We start from the raw sequence: 12385 nt of genomic DNA on the forward strand, positions 1-12385 counted from the left end.
ATCACTGCGCAGGCATCTGCCCGGCCGCGAGGGCTTCGGCCACGGCCTGCTCGACGGTGAGCTCCCTGCCCTCGGCGACTGCCTCATCCAGCTGCGCGCCCGACCCGGTCGCCCTGAGTTGATCGACGTAGGCCTGGTGGAAGGTGAACATGGGCCCGTTGTGGAGACCACTGCGTTCGCGCAGTGCCCGGGCGGCGCCGGCGAGACGTCCGGCACGCTCGACGTCGCCCGAGAGCGCCGCTACCGCGACCATCCCTTCGAGCCCGTAAGCCAGCCCCTCCACGTGACCCAGGCTCGCGGACACCTTCACGCTGAGGGCGAAGTCCGCCCGCGCGTCCTCGACAGCGCCGAGCTTCAGTTGCGCCCAGCCCAGGTGGTAAGACGCGATGCGCTCCCCGACGGCGTCGTGAGTGCGTTGGGCGATGGCCAGGCTCTTCTCGAACCGGTCGAGGGCCTCGGGGAGTTTCTGCTCCAGCAGCGCGACCCTGCCGAGCAGTACGAGCGCCATCGACTCGCCCCACAGGCTGCCGCTCGCGCGGAAAAGGCTCAGACTCGTGTCCATGACCTCCCGGGCGCGGACGGTGTTCGGTTTCCCGCCCGCCATCAGCGCGAGCGCGAGCGAGATCAAGGTCAGCGCCTCACCATCGAGATCGTCGGTTCGATGGAAGAGGTCGGCGCTCGTGGCGAGATCGGCGGCCACGCTGCCATCCGGGTCGCGCCAGAACATGATCGTTCGAGTGAAATAGAGGGCGATCGCACGGGTGTGGTCCGAAAGCCGGTCGCCGGATTCGAGCGCCTGGTCCATCCACGTCCGCACTTCACCCAGGAGGCCGGAGACCCACCAGTAGAGGTACAGGCTGAACGCCAGTGCAGCAGCGCGATCCCAGTCCTGCCCGCCGAGGAGGAACCGCTCTGCCGCGCGCAGGTTCTCGCGTTCGTCGCCCAGGCGCTGCAGCCACTCGCGCTGGTGTTCGCCTTTGAGATCGCCTTCCACGCGTTCGCCCAGCCGGAGGAAGAAGCTCGCATGGGCATCGCGAACCCGCGCGATTTCACCGCTGTCGGAAAGCCGTTCCCTGGCGTATTCGCGCACAATGGCCTGCATCGAGAACCGAGGGCGGTCCGCGCTCACCGTCTGGCTCACAAGGCTGCTGTCGACCAGTGCGGTGAGGTCCGTGAGGACATCGCTGACCGAATCCGCATGGCCGCCGTCGCCGACGGCTTCGGCCGCTTCGAGTGAGAAGCCTGCCTCGAACACCCCCAGGCGTTCGAGAAGATGCCGCTGGTCGTCGTCGAGCAGTTGCGTGCTCCATTCGATCGTGCGGCGAAGGGTCTGCTGACGCTCCGGCAGGTCGCGCGAGCCCGAGACGAGCACGTTGAGCTGCCGGTCGAGACGTTCGAGCAGTTCTGCAGGCGACAGGACCCGCACGCGTGCGGCCGCCAGTTCGATCGCCAGTGGCATCCCGTCGACCGCTGCACACACGCCCGCAATGGCGGCGGAGTTGTCCTGCGTGAGTTCGAAATCGGGCTTCACAGCCCGAGCGCGCTCGACGAACAGGTTCATGGACCACTCCTCGGGGAGCGGACCGACCTCGTAGCTCTGCTCAGCGCTCACGCGCAGGAGTACGCGACTCGTGACGACCATGGCAACGCCCGGTGCCGCAGCCAGAAGTGCGGTGAGCTTCGGGGCTGCGTCGAGCACCTGCTCGAAATTGTCGACGACGAGGAGGATCTGACGGTCATGCAGAGCGGTGGTGAGGTTCTCGATGACCGGTGCGTCGCCGGTGTCGCGTACACCGATCGCCTGCGCGATCGCGTGGAGCACGCGTTCGGGATCGTGCACCGCGGAGAGGTCGACGAAGGCGACACCGTCCTCGTATGCAGGGGCAGCGGCACTCGCGGCTGCGATCGCGAGCCGGCTCTTTCCGATACCTCCCGGGCCGATCAAAGTGACGAGACGGATGCCCGTGGCGAGCATCCGCCGGATCTCTGCGATGTCCGCGTCCCGGCCGATCAGTTCGGTGAGGGGCATCGGCAGGCGCACCGGTTCTGCGGCACGATCCGCCTCCTCGAGAACGGCGGCTGCGAGTTTCACCTGGCTCTGCTCGAACCGCTCCGCGAGCATCGTCGCCAGGTCTGCTTCGACAAGCCGGCCGAGCTCCTTCGCGGTCTCGAAATACTTGTAGGCGGCCAGGTCGTCATGCCGGATGCGGTCGAGCAGCGCAGAAAGCCGCGGTTCGCGACCGTCGGACGGCGCCTTCACATAGAGCAGCCGCGGAACGTCCGCGGGGCACAGGTTGTACTCGTCCTCGAGTCCGGAGACGTCCTCGTCGGGGGCGATCCATCCGTAGCGCTCCCAATACAGGCCGACGAAGACGTCGCTCTGGTCGAGATAAGCGCGGTAGAGCTCACGCGGGGGATGGGGGCTCGCCCCCAGCTCGAACATGACAGGCGCGAGGTGGAGCTTTTCGATCGCAGCGCGCGCTGCCCTTCGTTCGGGTGCGAGTTCCTGCAGGGTGGAACTGACGAAGATCCGCAGCCGTTGATCCGGCGTGCGGATAACATGAGCGCGCCTCATGTGTGCATTCTGTTGCTGAAGCGCGCAATAGTCCAGTCCTGAACCGACTGGTCAACGCAAAGCCAGGAGCGCTCGTGCCAACCGAACGCTGCGCGTGAAGATGGTTCACGACGGAGCCCAGAACGCTGACGCAGGATCCAGGGAACCGATTAGGGTCGTACAGCTCCAGTGAGTCCCAACGTGTTCAGGAGGTCGGCGAGGTCGGCGTCGAACAGTTTGTCGGGCGCGGGGGTGACTCCCTGAAGGTGTCCATACACCTCGAGTGATACGAGCCCGTGGAGGCGAGCGCGGATGCGCATTGCGAGCGCAAGAGCGGCTGGCGGCAGCTCAGGGAAGGCGGCGCGAACCTCATCGCGCAACCCTGGATCGAAGTCGGACCACTGGAAGGTAGCCCTGTCTGAGTCGGATTCGGCATGAGGCCAGGCGACCGCGGCCAGCCCGGTGAGGCCCAGGCAGATGCGCCGGGTGGCGTCGGGTGCCGGTCCTCCCTCCGGTGCGATGTATCCAGGGATCGGATCGCCGAATACAAGTCGAAATCCCTCGGGGTTCGTCAGTGCCCAGGATCGAAAGGCGCTCGCCCACGCCCGGATGCGCTCGGCGGGTGACTTGCGCGTGGTTCGCGCCCACGTGGCATCCAGGACGTCAGCCAGATCGGTGGAAACGTCACTGATCAGTGCGGTCGCGAGGTCGTCTCGTGTTGCGAAATAGCCGTAGATGGCGTTCGGGGTCATGCCCATCTCGCGTGCGATTGCGCGCAGCGTGATGGCATCCGGCCCACCCGCGGCCATCAGGGTGAGGGCAACCTGCTTGATCTCAGCCGTCGTCGCAGCACGCAGTCGCGCGCGGCGATCCAGGGACGCTGTGGCTTCCACAGGGACAAGTCTATGACATTCGTGCTTGCTGTATAACATCTTCACACCGTATAGTTTGTGTACGGCGTAGGTTAATCTTTCGGACAATCCAGAACGGGGTAGCTCATGAATATCGGAATCATCGGCGCCACCGGCATGATCGGCAGCCGGATTGTCGCGGAAGCCCTCGACAGGGGACACCGAGTCACGGCATTCAGTCGCAACGCATCGCTCGTCGGCGACGGGCGCGACAGCGTTCAGTGGAAGGATGTCGACGCCACCGACGCCGACAGCATCCGCGCGGTAATCGCCGGCCTCGACGTGCTGGTGAGCGCATTCGGCGCCGGCAACACGGCGGCTGATCCCGAGCAGGCTGTCGCGCTCGGCATCGCGGACCCCGGCATCTACGCTCGTGCCGCGCGTGCGCTTACCATCGCCCTGCGGAGCTTTCCCCGCACACGCCTCATCGTCGTCGGTGGCGCGGCAAGCCTCGAGGTCGAACCCGGCCTGGCGTTCCAGGACTCTGACGAACTGCTCCAGGGCGCGATCGACAGGTTCGGCTTGCCCAGGGAGTACGTGGCGGCGATGCGCGGTCATGGCGATGCACTCAACGTGTTCCGCACCTCGAACCGGCTTTGGACCTACCTCAGCCCCGCCATCGAGACCGAACCCGGTGAGCGCACAGGCCGGTACCGCACCGGCGGTGATCAGCCCGTCACGGATGCCGAGGGGCGCAGCCGCATCTCGACCCAGGATGCCGCCGTCGCCGTTCTCGACGAGGTGGAGATTCCGAGGTACGTGCAGCGCCGCTTCACCATCGGCTACTGAGAACCGCACGCGCACACCAATCGTCACAAAAATGATCACTTGGAGGACAACATGGCACTATCAGCACCTCGCCGCTTCGTCGCGGCGATGCAGGTCACCCTCGACGGCTTCAGCGTACAGAACGGGTTCGCGGACTGGGTCGACTCCTGGTCCGACGCCATCCAGCTCGTCGGGCCGGTCGACGCGCTTATCCAGGGCAGCGGCATGTACCCCGGCTACGGTCTGTATTGGGGTGCCATCCACGCAGGCGCGCCGGAAGTCGCCGAGATGCTCGGCCGCAACCCCTACCCGCGAGAGATCGCGACCGCTCGCCTTATCGCCGAAACACCGCACCTGGTGCTCTCCACGTCGCTGCCGAATATCGAGTGGCCGCCGAACGCCACCATCGTGCACCACATCGACGAGCTTCGGGAGTTCAAGGCGCAGCCAGGCGGGGTCGGCTACGTTGTGGGCGGTGCCACGTTGGTTCGAAGTCTGCTTGACGAAGGGCTCATCGACGAGCTGGTCCTGATCGTGCACCCCGTGGTCGTAGGCGAAGGCGAGCCGCTGCTGGCCGGTACCACACACCGGCTTGGGCTCGAACTCGTCGGGAACGAGTCCGGACCCGGCGGGCGAGTGCACCTGCGGTATCGCGTCAAGGTTTGACTGAAGCATCGACGCCCCGCTACCGCCTTCACCTCATCCGAGGTCCAGGACTGTCGGCTTGTGCTTGATGTCGATGAGAAGGTCTACGAGGACGTCAAGGGTGGTACCGTCATCGCCGAGGTGGCAGGACGTTTCGACCTGCTCTGGTCACCGTCCCAGGCGAGCGAATACTACGGTCGCGGCGATGATGGCGACTCCGACCAGTGCGATGATTACCCAGACCCACCACGCGGGCTCGAGCGTGGTGCCAGTGTCGGTGCATCCGGCTGCTTTCGCGCAAGACGCAACGATCCGATCGACCATCAGTTCAACGCCCCAGTGAGCGTCTGGATGAGGATGCCGATGCCGGCGACGACGACGCAGACTCCGACGACGGCTGCGACGACGATGAAACCGCGTCGGCCGCGCCTGCCGTTCACGGTGCCCGGGTCGAATGACGCCCCGGCGACCTTGTCGAGGTTCGGGTAGAGGACGTCGAAATAGACCTCTTGCTCCTCCGGCGGCAGCCCGTACGGTAACGGCTCCTCAGGGTCACGTCGCTGCGTCATGGCTCATCATCCCACCCGGCGCACATATCGTTCCCGCTACAGTGGGGCGGCCATTCCGACGATCGTCCGGTCCGAGCGCCGGTCACCTTCACCGGTTCCCGTTCGAAGGGTTTGCAGAAGCGCTGTCATGTCGATCGGCTGCGTCGGTAGTGGTTCGACGGGTGCCGGTACACCGGTCTTTCGATTCCTGAAATCAGCCGGCATGAGCGTGGTTTTGAACAAAGTGGGGGTTTCTTGAGGGTCTTCCGGTGACGTGGTAGAAAGTTCCGGGAGCCTGCGGGCAGGAAAAAACCCCGGCCGACCGGGGCTTTTACTCTCGTGGGCGATACCGGACTCGAACCGATGACCTCTTCCGTGTGAAGGAAGCGCGCTACCAACTGCGCCAATCGCCCATTGCACGCCATTGCCGGCTGCGAGTTTCGATACTAGCCGACGGGGGAGGCGCTCGCATAAACGAACTGGTGCGACCCACCCGACACTCCCGGAAAACGAAACACAACCGTGTCAGTTTGAATATCGAATGACCTATCGGCTACAGTTTCAAAGCACGCAGAAATGTGAGCAGTGCGGATGTGGCGCAGTGGTAGCGCATCACCTTGCCAAGGTGAGGGTCGCGAGTTCGAATCTCGTCATCCGCTCGAGTACAGCACGACCGTAAGGTCGGCTGCTCATGGTGGACAGCCCGATGTATTGAGGTTTGGCCGAAGCGGTGGATTGGCCGAGAGGCGAGGCAGCGGCCTGCAAAGCCGTATACACGGGTTCGAATCCCGTATCCACCTCCAACCTGATGCAGAAACGCAACAGGCTTGGGCGATTGGCGCAGCGGTAGCGCGCTTCCCTGACACGGAAGAGGTCACTGGTTCGATCCCAGTATCGCCCACAAGAAAACCCCCGGAATTCCGGGGGTTTTTCCTTTCCGACATGCGGTCGTGCAATATACGTGCAATATCTCGATTGCGAAGGAGGGCCGTGAACCTCAATGACTTTGTTGGCTGGGCCGGGCTTGTGATCGCAATTCTCGGATTTCCGCTTGTTTACGGCGGCATAGCCAGGCGCTTGCGGAGTTGGCAGGTTCGCTATCGCTTCTGGCGCGGATCGTTCGTGCGAGAGCCTGACTTCAAGGTTCAGGTCGACGGCGAGCGCCGGACCTACCAGGTGATCAACCCTGGTCCAATGACGATGCGTTCGACAACGACCCATTTCCTAGGCCTGGACGTGCCAGGCCCCATGCCCAGCGGGACAACGGTCAACCGCGGCAATATCGGCGTCGGCGAATCCTTCGAGGCGATTCCCCCCGATGACATGACGGGAGTCGACAGCCTCTTCGTCGGCTGGCAGTACCGGGGACGCTCTCGCGATGCGCGATGGTGGGAATTCTGGGTGTGGCGCAAGCTGAGCTACTACCGAATCGTCAAACTCTCCGAACTCGGCGACTGACGACCATGAGCTCAGAAGGCAAACAGGGCGGTGTCTGCGATATCTACCAGCGCGCCTGCTGAGTGTGCGGCGGCGGTAGTGCCGTTCGCCCCGCGGGTGATGGTCACGGTTTGCACGTTCGACGCGGGTGCGCTGCACGCGGTGACCGTGACCTGCTCTGAGTCGATCTCCAGCACGTAGGGGGTTTGGACTTGCTCGAGGAATGAGAGCCCATCCGCTGACAGCACGAGCATGCTCGTCGCGCCGGCCGTCAGCGCTGCGTTCAGGCTGAGGACTCCGCCGGCAGAGAACCGGTCGGTGTCGAACACCGCTGTCTTCGGGAGCACTGGCGACAGGTACAGGGTGAACGAATCAGTGGCGGATGCCCCAGGGGCGTGAAGTTCGGATACTCCCAGGAGCCAGCCGTCCCATGTCGAGAAGCCGAGCGGCGTGATGTCGAGATTGCTGATGCGCACCCGGTCGCCGAGCGTCAGCGCCATCACAGCCGCCTGCGTGGCCGCGCTGGTGGTCATTGTGTCGATGGTGACCTGCGCGACCCGCAGGTTCACGTTCTCGCCCCGGATCATCCGGTCCTGAGCCCAGCCGAGCAGGTCGACATGGTTCTCCAGTAGCACGGTCTCTGAGCTGGCAGCAGATCCCACGCGCGCGACCACGGCCGGGTCGGTGACGGAGACGGACGCTGCAGGGCCGGCCGCTGTGATTGTGGCGAACATGTTCGTCATGTCACGCACGAACTGCGGCAGATTCTGCACGTCCGATCGGGCGTCGAACGTCGCCTGCGGTGTCGCAGGGCGTGTCCGAGCTCGAACATTGACAACAGTGGCCGGCGCAGTCAGCGTCCCGGTCGTGGACGTGTAGATGTGCCCCTGCTCGGTGCGCAGCACATCACACAAGCCGGTCCAAGCGTTCGAGGCCGATCCACCCAGCGGCGCGGGCGACAGATTCGCGTCCAGCGTGCCTAGGGCCATTTGCGGGACGACCGCGGCGAGCGCTGCGATGCGGTTCTGGATGGTGGTGACCCCGGCCGCTTCCTCGTGCGCGAGCGCCGGACCATGCGAGAGGTGGGCGACGTTCACGAGCAGCCCCGATGCGGACCCGTTGCCGAGCGTGAACCGCACGCTCGTGGGTTGCATGGCTGCGTTCGTCACGCCGGCAGCTGTCCACGACCCTGAGCTGACCGCGACGCCATCGACATACAGTGTGCCGGTGAACGTTGTGCCGGAGTAGGTGATGCCGGTTGCGACGTAGTGTGCGACGCCTTGTAGCCACGGAAATGGAAGGAAGAGAGAGGGCGCACCGGCGGGGCCTGCGAAGTTGACACCGACTTGGTCGCCGCCGAGTTGCGCAGCGGATAGCGCGATCGACCAACCGTTCTGCATGTGTACGTCGAGCTCGATGTCGAAACTGGGCGCGGCAGGGGTCACCCAGAAGCCCCAATAGCCATACGAGCCAGCAGGGTAGGTGATCAGCGGAAACGGGAGATTACCGTGCCCCGCATTTGTGCCGAGGAACGCTGGACCGAGTCCAGGCGAGGGGATGGCAAGCTGCACCTGAGTGTCTGACGTTGGCGCAGACGCAGCAACGCCGAATGAGGTGGAGGCGGGGAACGACGCGTCGGGATATAGCGCGGGCCCGTTGTTTCCTGACGTTTCGGCTGCGGTCGGCGACGAAATGGCGTCGTTGAACGGCCAGAACAGGTAAGCCTGCGCGGCCGCGATCGCGTGTGCGAGATCTCCGATCGGTGTTCGGTTCGCGATCGTGAAGACGTCGCCGGCGGTGATCTGGATGCGTCCCCACTGGGTTTCGTCGGCGGCGAAGGTGATTCCCGCTACTTGCGCGGTTACCAGCCGACTGCCCAGCTGCCAGCACATGGCGGTGCCCTCGGTGAGCAGGGTAGCCAGCGGGGAGGCCGTGTTGCCCGGCGTGAAGCGGCCGTCCTGGTTCTCGAGGGTGAACGTCACCTGACCTGGTGACGGGTCGCGGAACTCGGACTGTCGCCCGTAGGCGTACGCGACACCTTCCGGGCCGATCACGTACGCGGAGACGTCGACGAGCGCGCCGCCGGCACCGACTCCGAGCGCGAGCGCCTGCGGAAGTGCTGAGGTCATTTCAGATCCGATCTTGTTGCGGGACGTGTCCCGGGACTTCGGGCGAGGTCTGCGCGATCTTTTTGACTGGCGGGTCCGCGCAGATTGAGGGCTCCGGACTTTTCGAGGCGGGGTGGCACCCGTCGTGCTGCGACGACGAGTGAAGGGGTGTTGCTGCCCCGACCGGGGAAAGAGAACGGTCGGGGCAGCTGTGGTGTGCGCAGGTGGTGTCTCTGCTCGCGGAAGGTCCGAGCTCTTCCACCTTCGGCCGGGTGTTGTCCGGTGGCGTTGACGCAATGGCGCGCCTGATCGTGTGGCGGTCTAGCGGGCCGTTGGTCCACACGATCAGGCTGCCGGTAGGTTCTAGAAGGTCGGAGCGACGAGGCCGGTGCCGTTGATCACGGCGATCGACGCCGAGATCCGATGTGCCAGGGCGAAGTACGCGTAGACCCGAGCGAACATGGACAGCTGGTTCGCGTAGGTCTCCGGGAATACTTCGGCCTTCAGGGCAGATTCGTACAGCCACGAGTCGTCAGCCTTGACCACGATGATCGGGTCCTGGTTCGTACCGGCGCCGAGGTTCGTCGGGATGTTCGGGTCGACGATCACGGGCAGTCCGAACATCTTCCCGACGACACCCTGGGCGGCACCGTTCGACTCGATGCCGGACGCGTTCAGCGGGCCGTTACCGTCCGGGAGGATGACGGCACGGCCGGCCGTGTCGACCTGAACCGATGCCCACGCCCAGCGGCGCGGGTGCATGACGAGCGCGGTCGGCGACAGGAAACGGGTGGTCTGCACGGTCTGCACTGCTTTGCCGATCTGGGCGTACAGCTTGCCGACGCCCATGAACGCAGGTGAGGCATCGGTGTAGGCGATCGTGTTGCCTGCCGCGGTGATCAGGCCGGTTGGCTGTCCACCTGCCCCGGTGCCGTTGAGAACGAAAGATCCGATCTGCCGCGCGTAGTCGGCCATGAGGTCGCCGAGAAGCACCCGGTCCATATGCCCAGCGATCGGCGACTGGTCGAACAACTGCCTCGAGTAGACAGCGCCACCGGCGATCGTCAGCACGGGAGCGGCAACCGTCGAGGTCGTGATGTCCTGCACGTTCACACCTGTGTTCTGGGTGGTCTGCAGCGCGACAGCGGTACCTGTCGCCACCTTCGGCACGTTGATCACGTCGGTACCCTCCGGCAGCGGAAGGTTGGTGAGCGCGTCAGCAGTGGCGCGTGCAGGACGCAGCGCCTCGATGTAGTCATCGACCAGCCAGAGAGGCGGGGCGAACTCGCCGCCTGCGCCTGTGACCGTGGTACCGCCCGCGCGGAGCTCCTTACGGGGCTCTGCAGCCATCGCGTCGCGGAACTCGCGGCCGTGGCGGTCCAGACGCTCGCGAGCGCCGCTGTCACCCTGCCTGGCATCGAACATGTCGAGGAACATGCTGTGGCGCGACTCGGGCGTGTAGATGCCACCGCGGCTCGAGGTCGACGCGCCACCGGTGAAGCCAATCTTGGCGAGCGCTGCACCGTTCGCGGTGCGCTGGTCCTCAGCCTTCCTGGCATCGTCGAGGATCGTCACCGCGGACTTGCGCTCTTCGAGCAGCGCTTCGATGTTCGTCTGTTCGCCCGGGGACACGTTGCGCTTGTGTTTTTCTGCGGTAGCAACGATGCCGTCGAGTTCGCTGTCGATTGCGGACAGCCGGTTCTGAATGGTGTCAATGAGTGACATGAGTGTTTACTCCTTGAAGAGTGGGCCGTCGCTGTGCGACCGACCGTGGAAGGGGAAGCGACGTATCCAGAAGCGCCATCCAGCGCGATACATCGAACCCGGTCACCGCATCCACGGAATCTTCACGGGGTAAGAGCCTGATCTCGATCGGTGCCCCTCCAGGCAACTGCCGCTCGTGACCAGCTATGGCAAGCGTACCGAGTGGGGCCGACATCAGCCGTCCTCGCCTTCTGGCGTGTCGTACACGAACACAGGCGGCTGTCGATCGGTCCGCCAGTCGAGGCTCAGCCACCATTCATAGGCGGCGATGTGCTTGTCGATGAACTCGTTACGCAGGTGCGGCGACAGAAGCGCCGTGTCCTCTGCGGCTAGCTCGCGGATCATCGCGCCGAACCTGGTAACTCTCTCGTCCGCGGCAAACATGAGAATGCGGGACAGGACGAGCTCGGCGAGGACCGGATCGGGTGCGGTCGGTGTGATTGTCAGGTCGTTCATGATGCTCCGATCAAGTTGTCGCGAGCGCAGCGGTCGCAGGGTTCGGGGTATTCGGGGTGTTGGCTACAGCTGGTGCCGGGGTAGAAGCCGAGCCGAGGCCGTAGCTCTGTGGCTTCGTGCTCGCGGTTGAGGTCGTCACAATCGAAGCAGCGCACCCGGAAGGCTTCACCGACGTGGCGCTCGCAGCGTGTGCCGTGGTCGAGTTCAGACAGCAATGGAAGCCACCTCCCGGCGTGCGAGGCAGTTCGCGCACGTACCGTCGAGCGTCCAACGGTGCGGCCCAGTGCAGTTGCGGATCTCGTTGCTGCGTGGAGGGAGCATCACGGACGGTTGCGCGTGCGCCTTCTCCCAAACCTCTGCCGCGATCCGCGCCTCCTTGCAGGCCCCACACGGGGAATCCGTGCCGTTGGGGTGGCGTATGCAGTTTCGGGGTGGGCGGTCTCCACCTCCACTTCCTATATCCCCCTCCACTTCCCCCTCCACCTCGGTAGTTAGGAAGGGGATAGCGCTGGGGTAGGACTGGGGGAGCGCTGGGGTAGGACGGGGGGAATCGGCCCACGGTGGCGCCGGGTGACCTGCCTTGGATCGGTTCTTCACCAGCTGGTGCTTGCTGAAGTTCACAACCTCGAGGTAGCGCTTTTCGCCAGCTTCGTATCGACGAATCCGGCCGAGCTCGGCGAGCACTTCGAGGTGCTCGGCGATCATGTCGACGGTGACCAGGTCTTCGAGCGGCCAGACGTCGCTCTTGATTAGGCGTGCGTCGTCGATCGACCGGCCGTCATCGTCGCCGTACACCCAGAGACCGATCCATGTGAGACGCGGTCCCCAGGGGATAGCGACGACGTCGTCCGATCGGAAGAACGACGGCTTGATACTCCGAATGCGAGCCACTTACAGACCCGATTCGGGCGCGACGTACTGCAGCGGCCGGCCGAACTTCTCGAGGCTGGCCGGATCAACGCGGATGAGGCGAGGGCCGAATCGGGCTCCCTCGAGCATTCCCTGCGAGATCCAGTTGCGGATCGTGTGCGGATCGACGCCGATGCGTTCGGCCGCTTCTTTGACTGTCAACCATGCGGACGATGAAGATGAAGGCACCACAGATTCTTCTCCCATAAATGGAATTCGAATCAGAGTGGTGTCCGCGATCTTTGGCGGAATAGCGACCTAGCGCTACCCGACTGCCGCGACCTA

General features: G+C 64.6%; 11 protein-coding genes and 4 tRNA genes. 7 read left to right on the forward strand and 8 right to left on the reverse strand.

Translation table 11 applies throughout. The features are described 5' to 3' along the window. Window position 1: 1 nt before the first annotated feature. Together ACPPVQ_RS10735 and ACPPVQ_RS10740 are read right to left on the reverse strand one after the other, a co-directional pair. On the reverse strand, window positions 2–2575 hold the full coding sequence (locus ACPPVQ_RS10735; protein WP_426515092.1) for a DUF4062 domain-containing protein: 2574 nt from the start codon (window positions 2573–2575) through the stop codon (window positions 2–4). Between the two features lie 149 nt (window positions 2576–2724). Beyond that, window positions 2725–3447: a TetR/AcrR family transcriptional regulator gene (locus tag ACPPVQ_RS10740; RefSeq protein ID WP_426515093.1), complete on the reverse strand. Its 723-nt coding sequence runs from the start codon at window positions 3445–3447 to the stop codon at window positions 2725–2727. Window positions 3448–3552: 105 nt separating this feature from the next. Between ACPPVQ_RS10740 and ACPPVQ_RS10745 the strand changes: the two genes are divergently transcribed. Beyond that, window positions 3553–4254 carry an NAD(P)-dependent oxidoreductase gene (locus tag ACPPVQ_RS10745; protein WP_426515094.1) on the forward strand — a complete coding sequence of 234 codons (702 nt, stop codon included), beginning with the start codon at window positions 3553–3555 and terminating at the stop codon, window positions 4252–4254. A gap of 51 nt (window positions 4255–4305) precedes the next feature. After that, complete coding sequence (locus tag ACPPVQ_RS10750) at window positions 4306–4899, forward strand: dihydrofolate reductase family protein (protein ID WP_426515095.1); 594 nt, start codon at window positions 4306–4308, stop codon at window positions 4897–4899. Window positions 4900–5201: 302 nt separating this feature from the next. Here the strand turns inward: ACPPVQ_RS10750 and ACPPVQ_RS10755 are convergent, their stop codons facing one another. After that, window positions 5202–5447: a hypothetical protein gene (locus ACPPVQ_RS10755; protein ID WP_426515096.1), complete on the reverse strand. Its 246-nt coding sequence runs from the start codon at window positions 5445–5447 to the stop codon at window positions 5202–5204. Between the two features lie 319 nt (window positions 5448–5766). Continuing rightward, a tRNA-Val gene (locus ACPPVQ_RS10760) sits at window positions 5767–5839 on the reverse strand. Window positions 5840–6013: 174 nt separating this feature from the next. Between ACPPVQ_RS10760 and ACPPVQ_RS10765 the strand changes: the two genes are divergently transcribed. The 4 genes from ACPPVQ_RS10765 (at window position 6014) to ACPPVQ_RS10780 (ending at window position 6884) form a co-directional block, all read left to right on the forward strand. Then, window positions 6014–6085, forward strand: a tRNA-Gly gene (locus ACPPVQ_RS10765). A gap of 70 nt (window positions 6086–6155) precedes the next feature. Beyond that, window positions 6156–6229: transfer RNA gene (locus ACPPVQ_RS10770), tRNA-Cys, on the forward strand. 26 nt (window positions 6230–6255) lie between these two features. Continuing rightward, window positions 6256–6327 (forward strand) — tRNA-Val (locus ACPPVQ_RS10775). Between the two features lie 89 nt (window positions 6328–6416). Then, window positions 6417–6884 carry a hypothetical protein gene (locus tag ACPPVQ_RS10780; RefSeq protein ID WP_426515097.1) on the forward strand — a complete coding sequence of 156 codons (468 nt, stop codon included), beginning with the start codon at window positions 6417–6419 and terminating at the stop codon, window positions 6882–6884. Window positions 6885–6895: 11 nt separating this feature from the next. Here the strand turns inward: ACPPVQ_RS10780 and ACPPVQ_RS10785 are convergent, their stop codons facing one another. The 3 genes from ACPPVQ_RS10785 to ACPPVQ_RS10795 form a co-directional block, all read right to left on the reverse strand. Then, complete coding sequence (locus tag ACPPVQ_RS10785) at window positions 6896–8992, reverse strand: hypothetical protein (protein WP_426515098.1); 2097 nt, start codon at window positions 8990–8992, stop codon at window positions 6896–6898. Between the two features lie 342 nt (window positions 8993–9334). Beyond that, window positions 9335–10696, reverse strand: a complete 1362-nt coding sequence (locus ACPPVQ_RS10790) for a phage major capsid protein (protein ID WP_426515099.1) — start codon at window positions 10694–10696, stop codon at window positions 9335–9337. 213 nt (window positions 10697–10909) lie between these two features. Next, a complete protein-coding gene (locus tag ACPPVQ_RS10795) occupies window positions 10910–11191 on the reverse strand; it encodes a hypothetical protein (protein ID WP_426515100.1) in 282 nt (93 codons plus the stop codon). 603 nt (window positions 11192–11794) lie between these two features. Between ACPPVQ_RS10795 and ACPPVQ_RS10800 the strand changes: the two genes are divergently transcribed. Then, window positions 11795–11944, forward strand: a complete 150-nt coding sequence (locus ACPPVQ_RS10800; RefSeq protein ID WP_426515101.1) for a hypothetical protein — start codon at window positions 11795–11797, stop codon at window positions 11942–11944. Window positions 11945–12082: 138 nt separating this feature from the next. Here the strand turns inward: ACPPVQ_RS10800 and ACPPVQ_RS10805 are convergent, their stop codons facing one another. After that, window positions 12083–12262: an excisionase family DNA-binding protein gene (locus ACPPVQ_RS10805; RefSeq protein ID WP_426515102.1), complete on the reverse strand. Its 180-nt coding sequence runs from the start codon at window positions 12260–12262 to the stop codon at window positions 12083–12085. Window positions 12263–12385 lie beyond the last annotated feature (123 nt).

Origin of the sequence: Leifsonia sp. McL0618, from assembly GCF_049994905.1 — a bacterium.
Classification (GTDB): domain Bacteria; phylum Actinomycetota; class Actinomycetes; order Actinomycetales; family Microbacteriaceae; genus Diaminobutyricibacter.